Origin of the sequence: Vibrio tarriae, assembly GCF_002216685.1 — a bacterium.
GTDB classification, from domain to species: domain Bacteria; phylum Pseudomonadota; class Gammaproteobacteria; order Enterobacterales; family Vibrionaceae; genus Vibrio; species Vibrio tarriae.
Window position 1 is genome coordinate 1780408 of sequence record NZ_CP022353.1, and the last position, 22360, is coordinate 1802767.

General features: G+C 49.4%; 18 protein-coding genes and 2 pseudogenes. 11 read left to right on the plus strand and 9 right to left on the minus strand.

Annotated elements, in window-relative coordinates:
* The first annotated feature begins 8 nt into the window (after positions 1-8).
* The 7 genes and pseudogenes from rsxC to CEQ48_RS13870 all read left to right on the plus strand — a co-directional run bounded on the left by rsxC (position 9) and on the right by CEQ48_RS13870 (position 6434).
* Complete coding sequence (gene rsxC / locus CEQ48_RS13840; RefSeq protein ID WP_198301160.1) at positions 9-2330, plus strand: electron transport complex subunit RsxC; 2322 nt, start codon at positions 9-11, stop codon at positions 2328-2330.
* On the plus strand, positions 2330-3376 hold the full coding sequence (rsxD, locus tag CEQ48_RS13845; RefSeq protein WP_089071642.1) for an electron transport complex subunit RsxD: 1047 nt from the start codon (positions 2330-2332) through the stop codon (positions 3374-3376). The genes rsxC and rsxD overlap by 1 nt, the downstream gene beginning before the upstream one ends.
* An 11-nt stretch (positions 3377-3387) precedes the next feature.
* Positions 3388-4016, plus strand: a pseudogene (gene rsxG / locus CEQ48_RS13850) (electron transport complex subunit RsxG).
* Position 4017: 1 nt separating this feature from the next.
* Positions 4018-4710, plus strand: coding sequence for an electron transport complex subunit E (locus CEQ48_RS13855; RefSeq protein ID WP_089071643.1), 693 nt, complete (start codon positions 4018-4020; stop codon positions 4708-4710).
* Positions 4711-4736: 26 nt separating this feature from the next.
* A complete protein-coding gene (gene nth, locus CEQ48_RS13860) occupies positions 4737-5378 on the plus strand; it encodes an endonuclease III (RefSeq protein WP_089071644.1) in 642 nt (213 codons plus the stop codon).
* Positions 5379-5418: 40 nt separating this feature from the next.
* Positions 5419-5835, plus strand: coding sequence for a lactoylglutathione lyase (gloA, locus tag CEQ48_RS13865; protein WP_000064966.1), 417 nt, complete (start codon positions 5419-5421; stop codon positions 5833-5835).
* 161 nt (positions 5836-5996) lie between these two features.
* Complete coding sequence (locus CEQ48_RS13870; RefSeq protein WP_198301300.1) at positions 5997-6434, plus strand: DUF2753 domain-containing protein; 438 nt, start codon at positions 5997-5999, stop codon at positions 6432-6434.
* 48 nt (positions 6435-6482) lie between these two features.
* On the opposite strand, the gene motY is transcribed toward CEQ48_RS13870, so the two are convergent.
* The gene (gene motY, locus CEQ48_RS13875) at positions 6483-7367 is read right to left on the minus strand and encodes a flagellar protein MotY (RefSeq protein WP_001045948.1); all 885 of its coding nucleotides are present in this window, start codon (positions 7365-7367) and stop codon (positions 6483-6485) included.
* Positions 7368-7436: 69 nt separating this feature from the next.
* Between motY and CEQ48_RS20480 the strand changes: the two genes are divergently transcribed.
* The 3 genes and pseudogenes from CEQ48_RS20480 (at position 7437) to CEQ48_RS13885 (ending at position 9740) form a co-directional block, all read left to right on the plus strand.
* The gene (locus tag CEQ48_RS20480) at positions 7437-7571 is read left to right on the plus strand and encodes a hypothetical protein (RefSeq protein WP_001938608.1); all 135 of its coding nucleotides are present in this window, start codon (positions 7437-7439) and stop codon (positions 7569-7571) included.
* Positions 7572-7640: 69 nt separating this feature from the next.
* A pseudogene (rnt, locus tag CEQ48_RS13880) lies at positions 7641-8314 on the plus strand (ribonuclease T).
* 100 nt (positions 8315-8414) lie between these two features.
* Positions 8415-9740, plus strand: coding sequence for a Na+/H+ antiporter family protein (locus CEQ48_RS13885; RefSeq protein WP_001880817.1), 1326 nt, complete (start codon positions 8415-8417; stop codon positions 9738-9740).
* Between the two features lie 117 nt (positions 9741-9857).
* Here the strand turns inward: CEQ48_RS13885 and purF are convergent, their stop codons facing one another.
* The 7 genes from purF to CEQ48_RS13920 all read right to left on the minus strand — a co-directional run bounded on the left by purF (position 9858) and on the right by CEQ48_RS13920 (position 20174).
* Positions 9858-11372, minus strand: coding sequence for an amidophosphoribosyltransferase (gene purF, locus CEQ48_RS13890; RefSeq protein ID WP_089071646.1), 1515 nt, complete (start codon positions 11370-11372; stop codon positions 9858-9860).
* 32 nt (positions 11373-11404) lie between these two features.
* On the minus strand, positions 11405-11896 hold the full coding sequence (locus CEQ48_RS13895; RefSeq protein ID WP_001104251.1) for a CvpA family protein: 492 nt from the start codon (positions 11894-11896) through the stop codon (positions 11405-11407).
* A 63-nt stretch (positions 11897-11959) separates the two neighbouring features.
* The gene (locus tag CEQ48_RS13900; protein WP_089071647.1) at positions 11960-12571 is read right to left on the minus strand and encodes an SPOR domain-containing protein; all 612 of its coding nucleotides are present in this window, start codon (positions 12569-12571) and stop codon (positions 11960-11962) included.
* On the minus strand, positions 12572-13837 hold the full coding sequence (gene folC, locus CEQ48_RS13905) for a bifunctional tetrahydrofolate synthase/dihydrofolate synthase (RefSeq protein ID WP_089071648.1): 1266 nt from the start codon (positions 13835-13837) through the stop codon (positions 12572-12574).
* 44 nt (positions 13838-13881) lie between these two features.
* Positions 13882-14808 carry an acetyl-CoA carboxylase, carboxyltransferase subunit beta gene (gene accD / locus CEQ48_RS13910; protein WP_089071649.1) on the minus strand — a complete coding sequence of 309 codons (927 nt, stop codon included), beginning with the start codon at positions 14806-14808 and terminating at the stop codon, positions 13882-13884.
* A 172-nt stretch (positions 14809-14980) separates the two neighbouring features.
* The gene (gene truA, locus CEQ48_RS13915) at positions 14981-15775 is read right to left on the minus strand and encodes a tRNA pseudouridine(38-40) synthase TruA (protein WP_089071650.1); all 795 of its coding nucleotides are present in this window, start codon (positions 15773-15775) and stop codon (positions 14981-14983) included.
* A 121-nt stretch (positions 15776-15896) separates the two neighbouring features.
* Positions 15897-20174, minus strand: a complete 4278-nt coding sequence (locus tag CEQ48_RS13920) for a FimV/HubP family polar landmark protein (RefSeq protein WP_232477853.1) — start codon at positions 20172-20174, stop codon at positions 15897-15899.
* Here CEQ48_RS13920 and CEQ48_RS20415 point away from each other — a divergent pair.
* Positions 20152-20370 (plus strand): hypothetical protein, encoded by a 219-nt coding sequence (locus CEQ48_RS20415; protein ID WP_001889887.1) that lies wholly within the window; start codon positions 20152-20154, stop codon positions 20368-20370. The two genes, CEQ48_RS13920 and CEQ48_RS20415, sit on opposite strands and share 23 nt — an antisense overlap.
* Before the next feature lie 280 nt (positions 20371-20650).
* On the opposite strand, the gene glnS is transcribed toward CEQ48_RS20415, so the two are convergent.
* On the minus strand, positions 20651-22321 hold the full coding sequence (gene glnS / locus CEQ48_RS13925; RefSeq protein ID WP_089071652.1) for a glutamine--tRNA ligase: 1671 nt from the start codon (positions 22319-22321) through the stop codon (positions 20651-20653).
* Between the last annotated feature and the right edge of the window lie 39 nt (positions 22322-22360).

The window sequence follows — 22360 nt, forward strand, 5'->3', positions numbered from 1 at the left end:
GGATGGGTATGTTGTCATTAATCGAACAAATCAAATCAGGTAAGCTTTGGGACTTCCCCGGCGGCATTCATCCGTTTGAAAATAAACACCAATCCAACCGTCAGCCGATTATCAATGCGAGCATTCCTAATGAGCTGGTACTGCCGCTTAAGCAGCACATTGGTAAGGCAGGCGATTTACTGGTGAAAGTGGGCGATCGCGTTTTAAAAGGCCAGCCGCTGACAGAATATACGTCGACCTTCATGTTGCCGATTCATGCGCCGACTTCTGGCGTTATTAGCGCTATTGAGCCGCGCACTGTCGCTCACCCTTCCGGTTTGAGTGAGCCGTGTATCGTACTAACGCCAGACCAACAAGAAGAGTGGTTTGAGTTGCAACCGCAGCCGGATTTTCAGCAGTTGTCCCCTGAAACACTGTTGGAGCTGATCCGTCAGGCAGGTATTTCAGGCATGGGTGGCGCAGGTTTCCCAACTGCGAAGAAACTGCAATCTGGGCTATCACGCACCGAAATCTTGATCATTAACGCCGCCGAGTGTGAGCCTTATATCACCGCAGATGATGTGTTAATGCGTCAATATGCCCATGAAATTATTCAGGGGATCGAGATTGTTGAACACATTCTAAAGCCCAAACTCACCATCCTCGGGATTGAAGATAACAAACCGGAAGCCGTTGCAGCGCTGCAACAAGCCGCGCAAGACAAACCGATGGTGATCCGCGTTATCCCAACCAAATACCCGTCAGGCGGTGAGAAACAACTCATCAAAATCCTGACTAACTTGGAAGTACCGAAAGGCGGTATTCCTGCCGATATCGGTTTGATGGTGCAAAATGTCGGCTCGTTGCAGGCGATTGCGCGCGCGATTGTGCATGGTGAACCGCTGATCCGCCGTGTAGTGACACTCACCGGTGATTGTTTCCGTAAACCACGTAACGTTTGGGCATTGCTCGGCACGCCTGTCCAAGCGCTGCTCAATGAGTTTGGCTACAAAGCCGATAAAAAGCTGCCGCGTCTCATCATGGGCGGCCCGATGATGGGCTTCACTCTGCCCCATGCGCAAGTGCCGATCACTAAAACCGCTAACTGTATTCTTGCGCCTACACGCAATGAGTTAACCAGTAGTGATAATGAGATGGCGTGTATCCGCTGCGGTCAATGCGCCGAAGCATGTCCGGTATCGCTATTACCACAGCAGTTACAGTGGCACGCGAAAGCTGAAGAATTTGATAAGTGCGAAGAGCTCAATCTAAAAGACTGTATTGAATGCGGCGCTTGTGCTTATGTCTGCCCGAGTGAAATTCCGTTGGTGCAGTACTATCGCCAAGCCAAAGCAGAAATTCGTACCCGCAGCTTAGAAGCGGAAGCCGCTGAACGAGCAAAAGCACGTTTTGAAGAAAAAAAAGCGCGCATGGAGCGGGATAAAGCGGAGCGTGAAAATCGCTTCAAGCAAGCGGCGGAAGATCGCCGTAAAGAGATGCAGCAGCAAGGTGGCTCCGATGCGATTGCGGCGGCCATTGAACGGGTTAAAGCCCAAAAAGCTCAGCTTGAGCCAACCGATAACAGCGTAAAACCGGCTATTGCGGCTGCGATTGCACGCGCCAAAGCCAAACAGGCAGAAGCTGCGCAAAGTGGTGCCAGTGAGCCTGATAATAGTGAAATGGCTAAACTGCGTGAAGAGCGTAAACGCCAAGCTCGGGAACGCAAGGCACAAAAAGGTGAAGTGGCTGAGGCATCAACCAGTGATGATGCGGACGATAAGAAATCGGCTGTCGCCGCCGCCATTGCTCGCGCTAAAGCACGTAAAGCGGAGCAGCAGGAAACCGAAAGCGCAGCTCAGCCAGCACAAGCCACACCAAGCAGTGACGATGCTGATCCGAAAAAAGCTGCGGTCGCCGCCGCCATTGCTCGCGCTAAAGCGCGCAAAGCAGAGCAGGGAACCGAAAGCGCAGCTCAGCCAGCACAAGCCACGCCAAGCAGTGACGACGCTGACCCGAAAAAAGCTGCGGTCGCTGCCGCCATTGCTCGCGCTAAAGCACGTAAAGCGGAGCAGCAGGAAACAGAAAGCACAGCTCAGCCAGAAAAAGCCACGCCAAGCAGTGACGACGCTGACCCGAAAAAAGCTGCGGTCGCCGCCGCCATTGCTCGCGCTAAAGCGCGTAAAGCAGAGCAGCAGGAAACCGAAAGCGCAGCTCAGCCAGAAAAAGCCACGCCAAGCAGTGACGACGCTGACCCGAAAAAAGCTGCGGTCGCTGCCGCCATTGCTCGCGCTAAAGCGCGTAAAGCCGCCCAACAATCATCATCTAATTTAAACGCTGAGGAGAAAGACTAGTGGCCTTCTTTATTGCTAGCTCCCCACATTTACGCAGTAAGCGCAGCACGGCTGACGTTATGCGTTGGGTATTAGCCTGCGCACTGCCCGGCCTGATCGCTCAGACTTACTTTTTTGGCTACGGCACACTGATCCAGTTACTGCTGGCCATCTCGGTCGCGGTGGCACTCGAAGCGGGCATTATGCTGCTGCGTAAACGATCACCAACCTCAGCACTGCGCGATTACAGCGCGGTGGTTACCGCATGGTTACTCGCGGTCGCTATCCCGCCCCTTTCACCATGGTGGGTCGTCGTGATCGGTCTGATTTTTGCGATCGTGATTGCCAAACATTTGTATGGTGGACTTGGGCAAAACCCTTTTAACCCAGCGATGATCGCCTACGTAGTGTTGTTGATCTCCTTTCCGGTTCAGATGACCAGTTGGATGGCGCCCATCAAATTAACCGCCGAGCCAAGCTCACTCGTAGACTCGTTCTCACTGATCTTCGGCGGTTTTGATAGTGATGGTCTATCGCTACAGCAAATCCGTACGGGCATCGATGGCATTACCATGGCAACCCCGCTCGATGCGATCAAGACCTCGCTCAAAGCAGGACACACCATGAGTGAAACCTTGACCCAGCCTCAGTTTAGTGGCTTTGCGGGTATCGGTTGGGAATGGGTCAATATTGCCTATCTACTCGGTGGCCTGATTCTGCTGAAACTGCGTATTATCCGTTGGCACATTCCAATGGCAATGCTGGCAGGTTTGGTTTTCACGGCGTTACTGGCACAACTTTTTGCACCGGGAACAACCGCGTCCCCCATGATCCACCTACTCTCAGGCGCAACTATGCTGGGCGCATTTTTTATCGCGACCGATCCGGTCAGCGCCAGCACGACGGATAAAGGCCGCTTGATTTACGGTTTCTTCATCGGTGCAATGGTGTTTCTGATCCGTAGTTGGGGCGGCTTCCCTGATGGTGTCGCCTTTGCCGTACTGCTCGCCAACATGTGCGTACCGCTGATTGACTACTACACCAAACCGAGAACTTACGGACACTAAGAGCGCGACTTATGCTGACAGCAATTCGAAAAAATGGCCTGATTCTCGCCGTCTTTGCCTGTGTTTCAACGGGTTTGGTGGCGCTGACTTACGCCCTCACCGCAGAGCAAATTCAACAACAAGAGCAAAAGCAGCTACTGCAGGTTCTCAACCAAGTGATCCCACATAAGTATCACGATAACCCTCTGGCGCAAGCCTGTACTTTAGTCAATGATGACAAACTCGGTACAGTCAAAACCATGCATGCTTATCTGGCACAACGTGACGGCCAGCCCACAGCCATTGCGATTGAGACTATTGCCCCGATGGTTATAACGGTGAAATAAAATTGATCGTCGGGATCGCCAATAACGGCACCGTGCTTGGTGTGCGTGTGCTTGCCCACCAAGAAACACCGGGGCTAGGTGATAAGATTGATTTACGGATCAGTAATTGGGTATTAGGCTTTAACGGCCAACAAGTCACCGCCGATAATCAGGATGACTGGAAAGTACGTAAAGATGGCGGTCAGTTCGACCAATTTACGGGTGCAACCATTACTCCTCGCGCTGTCGTACTGGCGGTCAAAAAAGCCGTGGAGTATGTCAACCAACATCAACAACAGCTGCACAATCAGCCGAATCCGTGTGAGGGTCAATAACATGAGTGAAAACCGAACTCTGATGTTAAATGGCATGTGGAACAACAACCCAGCCTTAGTGCAATTACTGGGATTGTGTCCGCTGCTCGCCGTTTCCTCCACCGTGACCAATGCCCTCGGATTAGGCATCGCCACGCTTCTTGTACTCGTCGGCTCGAATGTCACCGTCTCTCTCGTGCGTGATTATGTACCGAAAGAAGTCCGAATCCCCGTGTTCGTGATGATCATCGCTTCGCTGGTGACTTGCGTACAGTTACTGATGAACGCCTACGCTTACGGGCTTTATCTCTCGCTCGGCATTTTTATTCCGCTGATTGTGACCAACTGCATCATCATAGGTCGTGCTGAAGCGTTTGCTTCAAAAAATGATGTGCTCCCAGCCGCGTTAGACGGATTTTGGATGGGATTGGGGATGACCTCAGTACTGGTTGTGCTCGGATCACTGCGCGAAATCATCGGCAATGGCACGCTGTTCGATGGCGCGGACCTCCTACTCGGAGAATGGGCTAAAGTTCTACGCATCGAAGTGTTTCACTTTGACAGCGCCTTTTTGCTGGCACTGTTGCCCCCCGGAGCCTTCATCGGGGTGGGCTTTTTGATCGCCGCCAAAAGTGTGATTGATAAACAGATTGCCGCTCGCCAACCAAAACAACAAAAGCAAGCCATAGAGCGTGCACGCGTGACCAATATCTAACCTGATCAAGGAAGCCAACCCGTCTAATGAATAACGCGAAACGGATTGAAATTTTAGAACGGCTGAGGGCTAACAACCCAAAACCCGAAACCGAATTAAACTGGAACTCCCCCTTTGAGTTGCTGATTGCGGTGCTGCTCTCCGCGCAAGCGACCGATGTCAGCGTCAACAAAGCCACCGATAAACTTTATGCGGTGGCCAATACGCCACAAGCCATGCTTGATCTGGGTGTGGATGGGGTCAAAGAGTATATAAAAACCATTGGTTTATTTAACTCTAAAGCCGAAAACGTCATCAAAACTTGCCGTATTTTGCTTGAAAAACATCAAGGTGAAGTGCCGGAAGATCGTGAAGCATTAGAAGCGCTGCCCGGCGTTGGACGTAAGACCGCCAATGTGGTGTTGAATACCGCCTTTGGCTGGCCGACTATTGCGGTGGATACGCACATCTTTCGCGTCTCCAATCGCTCCAAATTTGCGGTCGGCAAAAACGTCGATGAAGTAGAGCACAAGCTACTCAAAGTCGTACCTAATGAGTTTAAACTCGATGTGCACCACTGGTTGATTCTGCATGGCCGTTACACCTGTGTCGCGCGCAAACCACGTTGTGGCAGTTGCATTATCGAAGATCTTTGTGAATTCAAAGATAAAGTGTACCCAGAAAGCTAATTTCCCAAAAAACCGTTATCCGGAAAGTAAGGAGCTCTTAATGTCCAACCATCGTATTTTGCACACCATGCTACGCGTCGGCGATTTGGATAAATCGATCGAATTCTATACTCAAGTAATGGGTATGAGCCTGCTGCGCAAAAATGAGAATACTGAGTACAAATACACCCTCGCCTTCTTAGGTTATGGTGATGAATCCCAAGGTGCAGTCATTGAGCTGACCTACAACTGGGGCGTGGCGGACTATGAGAAAGGCAACGCATACGGCCATATCGCGATTGGGGTTGATGATATTTATGCGACTTGCGATACCATCAAAGCGGCGGGAGGCATTGTAACCCGTGAACCAGGCCCAGTGAAAGGCGGGACAACTCACATCGCTTTCGTGAAAGACCCTGATGGTTACATGATTGAGCTCATCCAAAACAAGCAAGCCCATGCAGGTCTTGAAGGCTAATCGCCGATTCTGATGCATGATGTCGTCTTATGGACGGCATTTTTTGCGCGCTGTTCTTCCACCCTTTTTCTGCAATGCATAATTCCCACACAATTCCTGTCATTTACATGATAATAATTATCAATTAATCTGAGGCAACAGATAATCAAGGAGAAGGTGTGATGAATATAAAAGAGTGGGAAAGGCATACCCTATTAGCCGATATCGCTATGCAGGAGTCAGACCACCTGCGCAGCATTCTTCACTATCAACAAGCGCTCACCGTCAGCCAACAGTTGGATGAAAGTGAAGAGATTGACATGGAAGATCGTGTGATGATCTCGGTGATCTCTTGCCACAATATGGCCAAGTTTTGGCGCACCATGGGCGATAATCAATACGAGCTTAAATACCTACAACTGGCCTCAGAGCGCGTCCTCACGCTGATCCCTCAGTGCCATAAGCCGAGCTGCGAAGCTTTTATTGATTCTTTAGGCTGCTGCCGTAAAGCACTTCTCGATTTTATGAAGCGTCACCCAAACCCAGAGATCGCACACATGGTGCAACATATAGACACCGCCTCGAAATGCGAGATTATTGCTCAGTTCCGCCTCAATTAAGGGCGTCACCCAGCCAATTCCCCCTCACGATTCAGGTGTGACTCGCTATCACACCTGAGTGCGGCCTAGTGAAATCACCACGCGGCGGTTTTTGTCTTTACCAATCGGCGAAGCGTTATCGGCAATCGGCCGACGTTTGCCATAGCCCTGCACTTGAATACGATCTTCCGGCAACCCGATCGATTTAAAGTATTCGCGCAGTACCTCAGCCCGTTGTTCCGATAGATTTTGGCTATTGTTATTGGTGTCTGTTGAATCGGTATAGGTGGAAACCAGCACTAAATCAATATCTTGGTTATAGCGTACATATTCAGCGATCTGTGCCAAACGCTTTTGTGACGCTTTATTCAACTCAACACTGGTGCCTTGGTCGTAGTGTAAAATCGTAAACGATATGTCTTCAAAGCTGTAAGGTAATAGCTTGGAAATACAGTCACTAAACTCATTGTAGGGTTGCTGAAACAGCACTGAAGAGAGCGCAACCTCAATACGTTGATCGCGGCTTTGCCAATCTTGATAACTGAAGGTCGGGTAGCGCCCCTTTTCCAGTTCACTGAGTAACGACCACGCGGTCTGCCCACCGATATAACCATCAAACTGTTTGAAAAACTGCAGATTCGTTATGCGATCTGCCCCTTCACCCGGCCGCCAAACCGGAGGCATAGAGACTAGGCTGACATTACGGGTATCCCCCATTGGGCGACGCATTTTTAATTCAAAGTCGAGATTGATTTTCTTGCCCGCGCGAGACGAAAACTCGGCGTCACCATAGTTGGGGATCGGGTGCACAAGGCGGCATTCCAACGGAGTATTGGTTGCCATTTGCCACGTAGACTGTTGTGGTGTTGCCACATAACGCACTTCCAACGCCGAAGCGACGGACGCTGATAAGGTGCTTATGGCAAACAAACTTGTGATAACCCATTTATTCATAAATACTTTTTCTCACTACTGATACTGCATGCTCAGGCGATAATTTGCCGCCTGCGAGACTTGGTGGAGATGATGCAAAAATCTAGCCAGCACGATACTGGCATGACGGTACCCAAACAACTTGCTTGCCGCAAAACAGCCTTGAATGAATCCCTTTCAACCTTATCGCTTCTCTTTATTGAACAATTAATTGCCGCGATTTAGATAAGCTAGGTTTTGCTCCACCGCAGAATCTGCAATAATGCCAGCCTTATCACACAATTTAGAACCCGCATGACTGATAAAAATGACGCGCTAACCTTGAAAAAACGCTTTCGTGGCTATTTTCCTGTGGTTATCGATGTAGAGACCGCAGGATTCAATGCGCAAACCGATGCGCTTTTAGAAATTTGTGCTGTCACCTTGAGTATGGATGAAAACGGCGATTTACACCCAGCAAGTACTATCCATTTTCATGTCGAACCCTTTGAAGGCGCGAATCTCGAAAAAGCCGCACTAGAATTTACCGGCATTTACGATCCGTTTAGCCCACTACGGGGGCGGTGAGTGAAGATCATGCATTAAAAGAGATTTACAAACTGGTTCGCAAAGAGCAAAAAGCCGCAGATTGCAGCCGCGCCATTATTGTGGCGCATAACGCGCATTTCGATCACAGTTTCGTGATGGCCGCGAGCGAACGTTGTAAATTAAAACGTGTTCCTTTCCATCCCTTTGCCACGTTTGACACGGCAACGCTAAGTGGTCTTGCTTTCGGGCAGACCGTGCTGGCTAAAGCCTGCAAAACTGCTGGGATGGAATTTGACAATCGCGAGGCACATTCCGCCTTGTACGATACCCAAAAAACTGCAGAGCTGTTCTGCACCATTGTCAACCAGTGGAAAGCCTTAGGTGGCTGGCCATTGGTCAATGATGATAAGGACAATAACAACGATGCCGATTTAAATTGAAGCTCGTTCTACCCATGAACCGCTTTAACCAATCAGGCCCATCCCTACCCTTCTTGCTTCTTCAAGTGGGCTGGGGATACACAACATCCCGAGAAAAAATATGAATCCAGTAGTCATTTCCGTTTGTGTCATGCTGCTGCTAGCCCTGATGCGGGTGAACGTCGTGGTTGCTTTGACGTTCAGTGCCGTGGTCGGTGGTTTAGTCGCTGGTATGAGTTTGAATGAAACCGTTGCCGCATTTGAAAGCGGTTTGGGTGGTGGCGCCACGATCGCCCTGAGTTACGCCATGCTTGGCACTTTTGCGGTGGCCATTTCGAAATCGGGGATCACCGATTTACTGGCGCAAAGCGTGATTCGTCGCATTCACGGCCAAGAAAGCCACGCAGCATCAACCGGGTTAAAATACCTCGTACTCATCTCTTTGCTGCTGATGGCGATGGCCTCACAAAACGTCATCCCCGTCCACATTGCCTTTATCCCCATTTTGATCCCGCCGCTCCTGAGTGTCTTTGCTAAGCTGAAACTCGACCGTCGCTTAGTCGCCTGCGTCCTCACTTTTGGCTTGATCACACCTTACATGGTGCTTCCTGTCGGTTTTGGGGGCATTTTCCTCAACAACATTTTGCTAAAAAACCTGCATGAAAATGGTTTGGAAAGCATCACCGCAAGCCAAGTTCCCACGGCGATGATTTTGCCCGCAGCAGGGATGATTTTTGGTCTGTTGCTAGCGGTACTTTTTAGCTATCGCAAACCTCGTGAGTATCAAGAAACGGAATTGACCGTAGTGCAGCAAGAAAGTTCGTCGATCAATAAACAGCATATTGCGATTGCGGGTGTCGGTATTGTGGCTGCATTAGCGGTGCAATTGTTGACGGGGTCAATGATCATCGGCGCACTAGCAGGCTTTATGGTATTCACTTTTGGGGGCGTGATTGCGTGGAAAGAGACGCATGATGTGTTCACAAGAGGCGTGCATATGATGGCGATGATTGGCTTTATCATGATTTCTGCGGCCGGTTTTGCCGCGGTAATGAAAGCCACTGGCGGCGTTGAAACCCTGGTCACTTCGCTTTCCACCAGCATTGGTGACAATAAAGCTCTCGCAGCTCTGCTGATGTTAGTCGTAGGTTTGTTGGTGACTATGGGCATCGGCTCGTCATTCTCAACCATTCCGATCATCGCGACCATCTATGTTCCGCTGTGTCTTTCGTTTGGTTTCTCACCAATGGCTACCGTTGCTCTGGTCGGTACCGCCGCTGCGTTAGGAGATGCAGGCTCTCCTGCGTCCGATTCAACCTTAGGCCCAACATCCGGCCTCAATGCGGATGGTCAGCACGAGCATATTTGGGAAACCGTTGTGCCAACCTTTATTCACTACAATCTGCCACTCATCGTATTCGGTTGGATTGCCGCCATGGTGCTGTAACCTCCGCTAGCCGAGAGTCAAACCATCACCTCACCAAAGCTTAGCGATCGTGAGGGGGTAACGCAAAAGGCTTCCCGTGGGAAGCCTTTTGATGATTATCCGAACCCGTTTGTTTGCTTAAGCGCCTTCGTTATGCAGCTCAAGGTTAGCCAGATCTTGCTGAATTTCACGTTGATATTTTGCATCATCACAGCGCATCGACTCGAGGAAATCTAAGTACTGCTGATCGATGTCACCGGTCACGTATTCGCCATTAAAGACCGAAGCTTCAAACTTGACGATATCTGGGTTGCCACAACGCACCGCTTGCACCAAATCCTCTAAGGTTTGGAATATCAAGGCATCGGCACCAATCTGCTTACAGATGGCATCGTTATCACGACCATGAGCAATCAGCTCATTGGCACTTGGCATATCAATACCATACACGTTCGGGAAGCGAATCTCAGGGGCAGCAGAGACGATGTAGACTTTCTTCGCCCCAGAATCACGAGCCATCTCAATGATCTGCTCTGAGGTGGTGCCACGCACGATAGAATCATCCACCAGTAGTACATTTTTATCTTTAAACTCTGAGCGAATCGCATTGAGTTTGCGGCGTACCGATTTCTTACGTTGCTGCTGACCCGGCATGATAAAGGTTCGGCCAACATAGCGGTTTTTAACAAAGCCTTGGCGATATGGTTTATCAATCGCCTGTGCAATTTGTAGGGCGATATCACAAGAGGTTTCGGGAATCGGGATCACTACATCGATATCGAGATCGCTGTAATCGTTTTTGATGCGCTCACCTAAACGCTTACCCATCTCTACACGAGCGCTGTAAACGGAAATCTTGTCGATAAACGAATCTGGGCGCGCAAAGTAGACAAATTCAAAGATGCATGGGTTGAGTGCTGGATTATCGGCACACTGTTTGGTGTAGAGCTCACCGTCGAAAGTGGCATAAATCGCTTCACCGGGCGCGACATCTCGCACGAAGTCGAACCCAACCGCATCGAGTGCGACCGATTCGGAGGCGACCATGTATTCGAGCTGACCATTGACTTCACGCTTACCGAGACACAATGGGCGAATACCGTGTGGGTCACGAAACGCAATCATACCGTGACCAATGATCATAGCCGCCACCGCATAAGCACCACGAATGGTACGGTGAACATTGCTGATTGCACGGAACACGTCTTCGGCGGTGACATTACCCTTTACGGTATCAATTTCATGAGCCAGTACGTTGAGCAACACCTCTGAATCCGAAGTGGTATTCACATGACGACGGTCTTTTTCAAACAGCTTTTGACGCACTTGGTTCGCGTTGGTCAGATTACCGTTGTGAGCAAGTGTGATACCGAAAGGAGAGTTGACATAGAAAGGTTGAGCTTCTGAGGCGCTAGAGCTACCTGCGGTGGGGTAACGCACATGGCCGATCCCGACGTTGCCTTGCAGGCGTTGCATGTGTTTCGCTTCAAAGACATCCCTGACTAATCCGTTTGCCTTACGCAGACGAAAACGATTGTTTTCTATGGTACAAATACCCGCGGCATCTTGGCCACGATGCTGCAAGACCGTCAAAGCGTCATAAATTGACTGGTTTACAGGCGTTGTACCCACGATTCCAACAATACCACACATGTCCTAATCCTCGATTTCAACCGTCTCCGGCGCTAAATCGCGCCAGAGAGAAAACTTGATGTTGCTTTTAGGTGTTCAAAGAACGGAGCAATAACGCGACTGAATTCAGGCACTAGCTGCGAGCTTTTCCACCACTCTGTGTTTGGAAATGCGGTAAACGCATCCATGAAGAACAGACCTGCTGCGACAATCAACACTCCACGTAGTGCACCAAACACCACACCGAGAATTCTGTCGGTTCCTGAGAGTCCTGTTTTTTCGACCAGTTGGGCAATCACGTAGTTAACGATAGCACCGACGATCAATGTCGCCACAAACAGAGCCGCAATCGCCGCTCCATTGCGAAACATGTCATCTTTAATGTTGGTGAAATACACCGCCAGTTTGGCGTAGTACTCCGAAGCGATATAAAACGCCCCAAACCAAATCACTAAAGACAAGGCTTCTTTGGCAAAGCCGCGAACAAGACTGATCAGCGCAGACAAGCCGATCACACTTAAAATGACAATATCTAACCAGTTCATGAGTTCTTACATCTTAAGTTGGCGCGCATTTTAACAGAAAAAAAACGCGACGCAAACGTTTTCTTATGGGTTTAGTGGTTTAAATTTGAGCAATTGACCTTTAGCACCGGTAATTTTTTCTAATTCCACGAGTTGGGTTTCTAACTTAGATTTTGAAACATCAGGACCAATAATCACTCGGGTGAAATCATTCTCTTGTTTGACATGCGCTTGGTAACCACGCTTTTGTAAGTCAGCCACGAGATTGCGTGCATTATCGGCATTTTTCAGTGCCACTAACTGAATGATCCACGCGGAATCTTGGTATTCATTCGTTTCTGGAACCTCAGTGACCGTGACTGGCACAGGCTGCTCTGCTGCCACTTTAGCCGGAGTGGCGTTATTCATCACAGGCGGCGTTGTTAGTGCAACACTGTCGTTGTTGCTGCTGGCTTGCTCATCCTGACCCGTTTGGGTGACAGAAACTGGCGCTTCAGGTAAAGCAATGTCATCTTGCACCGGATCCAGCACTTCGAACTTTTCTACCTCGCCTTCCGGCTCAGGTTTAATCGGTACGCTGGCAATCTCTTCTTTAAAATGGGTTTTCTTACCATCAAGCACATCGGGCAGCACAATCACCCCGATGGCGAACAACACTATGGTGCCAACTAAACGGCTTTGAAACTTACTGGCCATTTATTCCCCTCTCTTTTGCCAATGTTCAAGCACTTCACCTACCGTGTGGAAAGAGCCTGCTACCACAATGACATCTTGTGCCCCAGCCTGTGTCAACGCGGCTTCAAATGCCAACACAGGATTGGCATATTGAGTAATATCCGCAGGTAAATACTGACAGAGCTGCGCTGCCGTAGCCGCACGAGGGCCAGACAACGAAGCGGGATACCAATGCGTCACCGCTGGACTTAACTCGACCACCGTTGAAGCAATATCTTTGTCATGCAACATCCCAAACACCAGATGAATCGTGCGCTCTGGGTAGCGTTGTGTCAGTTGCTGAACCAGATAATGGGCTGAGTGCGGGTTATGCGCTACATCAAGCACTATCGTAGGCTGATGGCTAATCACCTGCATTCGTCCTGCTAATTGGGCATTCCGTAGCCCATCCACGATATTAATATCGCTGATGGCAAGCCCAGAGCAACCAAGCGCCATTAAAGCTGTTGCCGCATTCGGTAACGGCAGAGAAGGAATGGGAAGATCGGTCAATCCAAAGCAACCACTGCGCCAATTCCAAGTCGTTGCTGAGGTTTTCTCATAACTAAATTGGATTTCCACCTGATGCAGTTTGGCACCGATATCATCGGCATGCGCAGCAACAGTTGCGGGTGGCTTAGGTTGCCCACAAATCGCTGGCTTTCCTGAACGGAAGATGCCCGCTTTTTCATAACCAATCACAGCGATGTCGTTGCCAAGCCAATCGGTATGATCGAGCGCTAAGCTGGTGATGACACTGACATCGTGATCGACAACGTTGGTCGCATCTAAACGGCCACCCAACCCGACTTCAAGTAGCAAGACATCGACTTTCTGCTGCTCAAAAAGATAAAGAGCCGCGAGTGTACCGAATTCGAATAGGCTTAAGCTTATGTCACCGCGCTCTTGCTCAATGTGCGCAAAAGCTTGGGTGTGCATCTCATCGGCAAGATCTTGTCCATTGATGCGTACACGCTCGTTATAGCGAATCAAGTGCGGAGAACTGTACACGCCAACGGAATAACCCGCTTGCAGCAGAATCGCTTCCATTAATGCACAGGTGGAACCTTTACCATTGGTGCCCGCCACCGTGATAACGGTGGGCGCTGGTTTGGTGAGTTTGGCTTTTTGAGCGACGGCTTGAACACGTTCTAGGCCGAGATCAATGGCAGAAGTGTGTATGTGGGCTAAATAATCAAGCCACACCGCGAGTGGAGATGTGGCTTGAGGAACAGGCTTTTGAGTCATCTAACGTACAACCATAGAATCCGTTGGTTTAGTTAGCGCTTACTTTACCCTTTTTTATTGGCTTCTGGTACCGCATAAGGCGCTTCATTTGGCGCGTCGTTCACAGAAACTACGAGAGGAGACGCTTGGCCAGTCATTTTCGCCAGTAAGCTAGCGACACGCTGACGCATGTCTCGGCGATCAACGATCATATCAATCGCACCATGCTCTAGCAGGAACTCACTGCGTTGGAAACCTTCCGGAAGCTCTTCTCGTACGGTTTGCTCAATAACACGACGACCAGCAAAACCGATCAATGCTTTGGGCTCACCGATATTAATATCGCCCAGCATCGCCAAACTCGCTGACACCCCGCCCATGGTTGGGTCGGTCATCACGGAAATGAAAGGCAAGCCTTTATCCGATAAACGCTCTAGCGCGGCACTGGTTTTCGCCATTTGCATCAGAGACATTAATGCCTCTTGCATACGCGCACCGCCGCTGGCGGAGAAACAGATTAATCCGCAGTTGTGTTCCATAGCCGCTTCAACCGCACGCACAAAACGAGCGCCAACCACAGAACCCATTGAGCCACCCATGAAGGAGAACTCAAACGCACAAGCAACAACTGGCACATCCAGCACTGAACCTTTCATTACAACCAGCGCATCTTTCTCACCACTGGCTTTTTGCGCTGCAGCAAGACGCTCTTTGTAGCGTTTAGAATCTTTAAATTTCAGTTTGTCTTGTGGCTCGAGCTCTTCACCCAGCTCAACACGCTCACCTTGATCCAGAAACGTTTCCAAACGGCGGCGTGCTTTCATGCGCATGTGATGATCACACTTAGGACAAACTTCTAGGTTACGCTCCAACTCCGCGTAATAAAGCACTTGTTCACACGATGTACATTTAGTCCAAACGCCTTCTGGGATAGAGGCTTTGCGTGAACTGACGATGTTGCTTTTCTCTAAAATCTTTTCGAGCCAACTCATGGAAGACCTTTTACTCTCAATCTCCCGCCATCAGCAGGAGAGATAAATTCGACAAAAATGCGTGTGGATTAAAACACAGAAAATGCCAACTGTAGACAAAAAACTGGTTGTACCTATTTCTACGCTTTAGCCAAAGCACAATATTGTTTATTTTTGAGTCAATTACTAGCTGTTAGTTCAAATTATCAGGCAAGAAAAGTGGCCCAATTGGCATTTCGGGCAACCCAAAATGCGCAGGGTAATCGACAGAAACCAAGTAGAGCCCTTCCGCTTTGGCCGTCGCCGCCGCTAAGGTGCGATCTTTTTGTGCTAATAACCATTGAATCCACTCTGGCTTCTGCTCACCACGCCCGACGGCTATCAAGCTACCCGTGATATTTCGTACCATATGATGCACGAACGCATTGGCTTTAATATCAATCACCACATAACGACCGTGACGCGTCACATTCAGATGCATGACATTACGCCAAGGACTACGGGACTGACAATGCACCGCACGAAATGAGGTGAAATCATTTTCCCCCAGCAAGTACTGCCCTGCTTGCTGCATTTTTTCAACATCCAGCTCGCCGTGGTAATGGCTGACACCAGAATTCAAAATCCCCGGGCGATAAACATGGTTGTAAATGACATAACGATAACGGCGTGCAGTGGCACTGAATCGTGCATGAAATTCATCAGGAACCGCCATCGCCCAGCGTACTGCAATATCCTTCGGCAAATTCGCGTTGGCGCCCATGGTCCAAGCGACCATCTGCCGTTCGGCGGTGGTATCAAAGTGCACCACTTGTCCAGTACCATGTACCCCCGCATCGGTTCGCCCAGCACACTGCACTTCCACTGGATGGTTGGCAATCTTACTCAGCGCCTTTTCTAACGCTTCTTGGACACTTTTGACTTCTCTCTGGCGCTGCCAACCGTAGTAGTGAGCCCCGTCATACTCAATACCTAACGCGATTCTCATGCTGTTTGTCTCAATAAAAATGGGTCGGGAAGTATAAACAGTTTGCCAGTAAATTTCTAATCACCACAAAAGTAAAAGGCAGCTAAGCTGCCTTTTAAAGTGTCGAGAGAATCAGAGGGAGCTACACTCGCCCATTCAGCACATCGATCAGCCGTTTGGCTTGTTGGCGAATCTCATCATCGCCGTCAACAATCGCCTCTTCGAGCAGTTTAATCGCCCCTTTCTCATCGTTCATTTCAATGTAGATTTTGGCCAAATCCAGCTTACCTGCTGCTTCCGCACCACTATCCACATCAATGTCTCGAATATCGCCAATCACATCAGGGAACTCATCCAGACCCACATCAAGCTTAAGTTCCTCTTCATCAGGGTTTAAGCCTTGCTCTTCCGATTCTACCTGTGCCATGAGCTCGTCGATGGTCATGTAGCCGTCACGCTGTGGGTCGAAATCCAGCAAATCCTCTTGCGATCCCCAGTTTTCAGGCTTCGCTTGCGGCTCCGGTGTTTCACTCGCCCAAATCGCTTGCTCATCCTCAGGTACATCATCCGGCAACTGCGCTTGCTGATCTGGGGTTAGGTGGAAACCATTCCAGTCTTCGCCGCCCATTTGCAACATGGCATCAATATCCATGCCCGCGCTATCAATCGTTTTAGCATCAAGTGGACGATCAAAGCTAAACGGTTTTTCACCATCGGGATTATCACTCAGCCAATCGTGCAGCGCTTCTTCATCAAATGCCTTGTTAGCCAAAGATTGTGTCGGTGGCACATCTTGAGTCGCGTCCAAAAGTTCAGGCTGAACCTCGTCTACTGCGCTTTCAACACTGGCCAGTAAATCCTCATCGGCAATCAGCGCATCACTTTCTGTCTCTTGTGCTAGCGTTTCTGTCTCATCACCGAGCTCTGGCTCAACTTCCGATTCAGCGGCAGGCTCTAACTGTGCATCCGCCAAGGCGTCTTCTTCGGTGTACTCAGGCAAATCGAGCTCATCAAGCTCAGTAAAGGGGTCTTCCTCTTCGAGAACGCTTGCCAACTCAAGCTCCGGCTCAACTTCCGATTCTGCGGCAGGCTCTAACTGTGCATCTGCCAAGGCATCTTCTTCGGTGTACTCGGGTAAATCGAGCTCATTAAGCTCGGTAAAGGCTTCTTCCGCAGCTGGCTCACTTGCCAGCTCAAGCTCTGGTTCAACTTCCGATTCGGCGGCAGGCTCTAACTGTGCATCCGCCAAGGCATCTTCTTCGGTGTACTCGGGTAAATCGAGCTCATCAAGCTCGGTAAAGGCTTCTTCCGCAGCTGGCTCAGTTGCCAGCTCCAACTCGGGCTCAACTTCCGATTCTACGGCAGGCTCTAACTGTGCATCCGCCAAGGCGTCTTCTTCGGTGTACTCGGGTAAATCGAGTTCATCAAGCTCAGTAAAGGTTTCTTCCTCTTCGAGATCGCTTGCCAGCTCAAGCTCGGGTTCAACTTCCGATTCTGCAGCAGGCTCTAACTGCGCGTCCGCCAAAGCGTCTTCTTCGGTGTACTCAGGCAAATCAAGCTTATTAAGCTCGGTAAAGGCTTCTTCCTCTTCGAGATCGCTTGCCAGCTCAAGCTCTGGCTCAACTTCCGATTCTGCGGCGGGCTCTAACTGTGCATCTGCCAAGGCATCTTCTTCGGTGTACTCGGGTAAATCGAGTTCATCAAGCTCGGTAAAGGCTTCTTCCTCGGCTGGCTCACTTGCTAGCTCAAGCTCTGGCTCAACTTCCGATTCTGCGGCAGGCTCTAACTGCGCATCCGCCAAGGCGTCCTCTTCGGTGTACTCGGGCAAATCGAGCTCATTAAGCTCGGTAAAGGCTTCTTCCTCGTCGAGATCGCTTGCCAGCTCAAGCTCTGGCTCAACTTCCGATTCTTCGGCGGGCTCTAACTGCGCGTCCGCCAAGGCGTCCTCTTCGGTGTACTCGGGTAAATCGAGTTCATTAAGCACAGTAAGGTCACTTTCATCATTAGATGCTTCTGCAGCCAACGGCTCCGACTCAGGCTCAATTTCGGTCTCAACTTGTTGTTCGTCGAATGCAGAAGACGGAGTGACTTCAGCCAATTGAGGCTCATCATTCTCTTCTGGCAGCTCCAAATCGTTAAGAGTGAGAGACTCCTCGACAGACTGAGAAAGCGCGTCAGGGGCTAACACATCATCAGACGTATCCACTGTATTTGATTGCGGCTGCGCAGCCAAATCTGCCAGTAATTCATCCACCGTTTCATTTGTGGCGGTAGTCTGCTCTGGCAAATCATCCTCAGCCGAAGATAGCTCAAGCTCAGCATTACCCTCTAAAGTTGGTGAGGAGTCATCCTCATCAAATACCCAATCCTCATCTTGAGGAGTACCAAACTCATTGGCGGGTAGCGCACTTGGCTGCGGTAAGTCGTCTTCCAGACCACCTTCAATTTCAGGATTGAAATCAAAATCATCCGCTTGTGCGAAAGCTTCATTTTCATCGAGTACAGGTTCAAGTAACGGATCTTTTGCGGGTGCCGAGTTGAGTAAGTCGTCAATGAAGGTATCGCTATTAAACTCATCTTCGGTTGCCAACTCCGGGAGTGATTCTGCTGGCTCTGGATGCTGCTCAATTTCAAGCAACTCATCAAAAAGCTCAGTACCATCTTCTACACTGAGTTTTTCCGGTGCCACTGAGAATTCTGTAGCTTCGATGGATTCATCATCCAAGTCCAGATCATCCAGTAATTCATCCAAAAGCTCAGTGCTGTTTTGGTCAATTTCAAGCCCAGAGGCAAGCTCTTCGGGCACGGGTTCCCCCAACACCTCATTGAGTAACTGAGTGCTATCTTCCTCTAAATCTAAAATGGGCTCTTCAGGTTGAAGAAGATCCGCAGTTTGGGCATCAAACTCATCGTTTTCTGGCTTATCAAAATCATCCAACAACTCATCTAAAAGCTCGGTACTCTCTTCGCTCAGAGGAGCATCTTGTTCAGCGAGTATTTCATCAAGTAATGCCGTTTCATCTATCGCTTTGGCTTCAAGTTGCTCAAGGTCAGCTTGCTCTTCGATAGAGGCAAACAGGTCATCCAAATCTTGGTCACCCGCTACGCCTGCACCACTGAGATCAAATTCGTCATTATCCTCTTCACTGAGCGACGCCAGCTCATCATTGAGTAGCGTATCCAAGGTTTCGGTATCTTGGATCGCGGGTTCATCATCTAATGCGTCGAGTTCACTGGCGAGTAAGTCATCCAGCAGCGATTGATCCACTTTGCCATCGCTAAGCAGCTCATTCTCTTCATCACCGGATAACAGCGCTTCGATGTCATCCTCCGACATTTGATTTTCATCAGCCAAGTCAAAAGAATTCAGATCATCGTTGTCGGTTGGTTCGCTAACATCATTTAGCGCGCGCTCCATCTCTTCAAGTCCGAGCGCTTTATCATCAGCGTTAACAGAAATGCCGTTGGCACTTTCATTTAGAGCATCAAATTCGGTATCGAGATCGCCATCATCATCAATTCCTACAAACAGATCATCGCTGTCCTGTCCATCAAGATTGAAATCAAGATCGGTTTCGTTCAGATCGGCGAAGACATCATCTTCATCCGAGAACGCTTTTTCAGCGTCATTTTCTTCTTTGTCGTCGGTGGTACTGAAGAGGTCATCATCCAGCAGCAGATCATCGCCAATATCTTCCGTCTGTTCTGGACCTAAAGTGACAGGCGCCGCTGTTGGCATTTCAGAAGTGATATTGTTTTGCGTTGGATTCTCTTGCTGAGCACTCGAGCGGCGGTTAAGCAGCAGAAGCACTACGATAGCAATCAGTAGACCGGGGATTAGCGCTAACAATGCCACTAACCAGCCATTAGAAAGCAAATTATCTAAAGCTGATGGCGCAAGACGCGAAGCTTCTTCCGCTTTACGGCGCTCTTCTTCCAACAATCTCTCGACTTCACTGCGGATGCGGTTCTCATCACCCAGCTCTTCTTTGAGAGTGCTGACTTCCGATTGCACTTGCGAAAGCATCAAGCGCAAGGTGTGATTCTTCTCTTCCAAAGCCATCACGTCAGCATCTGTTGATTGGCTGGGTTTAGCGGGCGTCTTGAGCTCAGTAGGCGCTTTCTCTTGCGGCGCGGTCGTAGAGGGGACTTGAGGCGGCGTTTGCGCGACCGCTTCTACTTTTGGCGTTGCAACAGGAGCTGGACGAGGAGGAGCTACAGGCCTCACTGGCGTATCGGGTGTTTGGTTTAATTTTGCTTGGTGAGACGCCATGATGTTGACAGCGTCTTGAGTACTATTGCGACTGATTTGTGCCAGTGACGGAACACGTAGAGTACTACCTGGGATCAGAGTATGAATATTCTGATTTTCAAACGCCTGAGGATTGAGCTGATAAATGGCCAATAACGTTTGTTGCACCGTGACGCTGGAAGAAGGCCGTAACTGGCTGGCTATCGACCACAAAGTCTGGTTGGCTGAGGTCGGCCCGAAAAATCGACCGGGTTCATTATTAGCCGAATTACGAACAATATTTTCACTATATTGGGGCGTGGGTTGTACTTGGCCATCGGGGCCAACAAGACGAATGCTTTCTGCACTGACGAAAGAAGTCTGAGTCACGACCATTACTGCCACTGGCAGCAGGAGTCGTTGGAAAAATCGACGCATAAAAGGCTCAGTATGTGCTTTGAATTTTGAAGTACGGAGATTGGTTAAATATATCGGATCCACCTAGCAAAACTATAGACTGGCTGGCAAAAAATGTGTCACGACCGGAATAATCGCAGGAATCTCACACAAATTTCAGTCCTAGCGTGAGGCAACACCGCTTTCTCCACGCCTAAAAACAAAGCCAGCACGTTGGCTGGCTTTGCATTTTACTCTCGTTTTTCGGCTTACTCTTCGTCGATTTTGGCGAAACTATCGCGCAAACCAACAGTGCGGTTAAAGACCAAAGCCTGCGGGCTAGAATCTTTGTTATCGGCACAGAAATAGCCCATACGCTCAAACTGATAACCAAATTCAGGTTTTGCTTCGACTAAGCTTGGCTCAACATAACCTTGAACTTTTACCAGAGATTCTGGGTTAATGGTTTCGGCAAAGTTATCCGCCACACCTGGATTGGGTACAGTGAACAGACGCTCGTAGAGACGAAACTCAGCAGGAACGCCTTTTTCAGCAGATACCCAGTGAATAACACCTTTCACTTTACGACCATCGGCTGGGTTTTTACCCAAGGTTTCAGGATCGTAAGAACAGAAGATCGTAGTGATATTACCTTGTTCATCTTTTTCGATGCGCTCAGCTTTGATGACGTAAGCACCACGCAGACGCACTTCTTTGCCTAACACCAAACGCTTGTATTTCTTGTTGGCTTCTTCGCGGAAATCTTCGCGTTCAATCCACAACTCACGGGTAAATGGCACTTCGCGATCGCCCATCTCAGGTTTGTTGGGATGGTTAGCCAGCGTCAAGGTTTCCACTGTGCCTGCGGCGAAGTTCTCAATCACCAGTTTGACCGGATCCAGAACAGCCATCGCACGTGGCGCATTTTCGTTAAGATCATCACGAATACAAGACTCTAACGCACTGTATTCAATCATGTTTTCTTGCTTAGTCACACCAATGCGCTTACAGAATTCACGAATAGCGCTCGGCGTGAAGCCACGGCGGCGCAGGCCTGAAATGGTCGGCATACGTGGATCATCCCAACCTGTGACCAATTTTTCGGTCACTAGCTGGTTCAGTTTACGCTTAGACATCACGGTATATTCGAGATTTAAGCGGCTGAATTCATACTGGCGTGGATGGCATGGAATCGTGATGTTATCAAGAACCCAATCATACAGACGGCGGTTGTCTTGGAATTCCAAAGTACAAATAGAGTGCGTAATGCCTTCGAGCGCATCAGAAATACAGTGTGTGAAATCGTACATCGGATAGATGCACCACTTGTCACCCGTTTGGTGGTGTTCAGCAAAACGCACACGGTACAAAACAGGATCACGCATTACGATAAAAGACGATGCCATATCGATTTTTGCACGTAGACAAGCTTGGCCTTCTGCAAATTCACCCGCACGCATTTTTTCAAACAGCGCTAGGTTTTCTTCTACGCTACGATCGCGGTATGGGCTGTGCTTACCGGGCTCAGTTAGAGTGCCACGGTATTCACGAATTTGCTCAGGCGTGAGTTCATCCACATACGCCAAGCCTTTTTGAATCAGCTCAATCGCGTATTCATACAACTTGTCAAAATAGTCAGAGGAGTAACACACCTCTCCCGACCACTCAAAACCTAGCCAAGTCACATCTTTTTTGATCGACTCAACATATTCAAGGTTCTCTTTTTCTGGGTTTGTATCATCAAAGCGCAGGTTGCACTGCCCTTGATAATCCTGAGCAATACCGAAATTCAGACAGATTGACTTGGCGTGACCGATGTGCAGGTAGCCATTCGGCTCCGGCGGGAAACGAGTATGCACGGTCGTGTGTTTACCATCCGCAAGATCTTTATCGATAATTTGGCGGATGAAGTTCGATGGACGAGCCTCAGCTTCACTCATCTATAGCACCTCAAAATTCATTTAGTATTGTCAGAAAGC

Coding starts and splice junctions, on each gene's coding strand:
- folC (WP_089071648.1), bottom strand. CDS start 13,837: ATGACTCAAAAGCCTGTTCCTCAAGCCACATCTCCACTCGCGGTGTGG.
- CEQ48_RS13855 (WP_089071643.1), top strand. CDS start 4,018: ATGAGTGAAAACCGAACTCTGATGTTAAATGGCATGTGGAACAACAAC.
- CEQ48_RS13900 (WP_089071647.1), bottom strand. CDS start 12,571: ATGGCCAGTAAGTTTCAAAGCCGTTTAGTTGGCACCATAGTGTTGTTC.
- motY (WP_001045948.1), bottom strand. CDS start 7,367: ATGAATAAATGGGTTATCACAAGTTTGTTTGCCATAAGCACCTTATCA.
- nth (WP_089071644.1), top strand. CDS start 4,737: ATGAATAACGCGAAACGGATTGAAATTTTAGAACGGCTGAGGGCTAAC.
- gloA (WP_000064966.1), top strand. CDS start 5,419: ATGTCCAACCATCGTATTTTGCACACCATGCTACGCGTCGGCGATTTG.
- rsxC (WP_198301160.1), top strand. CDS start 9: ATGTTGTCATTAATCGAACAAATCAAATCAGGTAAGCTTTGGGACTTC.
- CEQ48_RS20415 (WP_001889887.1), top strand. CDS start 20,152: ATGGCCAATAACGTTTGTTGCACCGTGACGCTGGAAGAAGGCCGTAAC.
- accD (WP_089071649.1), bottom strand. CDS start 14,808: ATGAGTTGGCTCGAAAAGATTTTAGAGAAAAGCAACATCGTCAGTTCA.
- glnS (WP_089071652.1), bottom strand. CDS start 22,321: ATGAGTGAAGCTGAGGCTCGTCCATCGAACTTCATCCGCCAAATTATC.
- purF (WP_089071646.1), bottom strand. CDS start 11,372: ATGTGTGGTATTGTTGGAATCGTGGGTACAACGCCTGTAAACCAGTCA.
- CEQ48_RS13885 (WP_001880817.1), top strand. CDS start 8,415: ATGAATCCAGTAGTCATTTCCGTTTGTGTCATGCTGCTGCTAGCCCTG.
- CEQ48_RS20480 (WP_001938608.1), top strand. CDS start 7,437: ATGATGCAAAAATCTAGCCAGCACGATACTGGCATGACGGTACCCAAA.
- CEQ48_RS13870 (WP_198301300.1), top strand. CDS start 5,997: ATGAATATAAAAGAGTGGGAAAGGCATACCCTATTAGCCGATATCGCT.
- truA (WP_089071650.1), bottom strand. CDS start 15,775: ATGAGAATCGCGTTAGGTATTGAGTATGACGGGGCTCACTACTACGGT.
- CEQ48_RS13895 (WP_001104251.1), bottom strand. CDS start 11,896: ATGAACTGGTTAGATATTGTCATTTTAAGTGTGATCGGCTTGTCTGCG.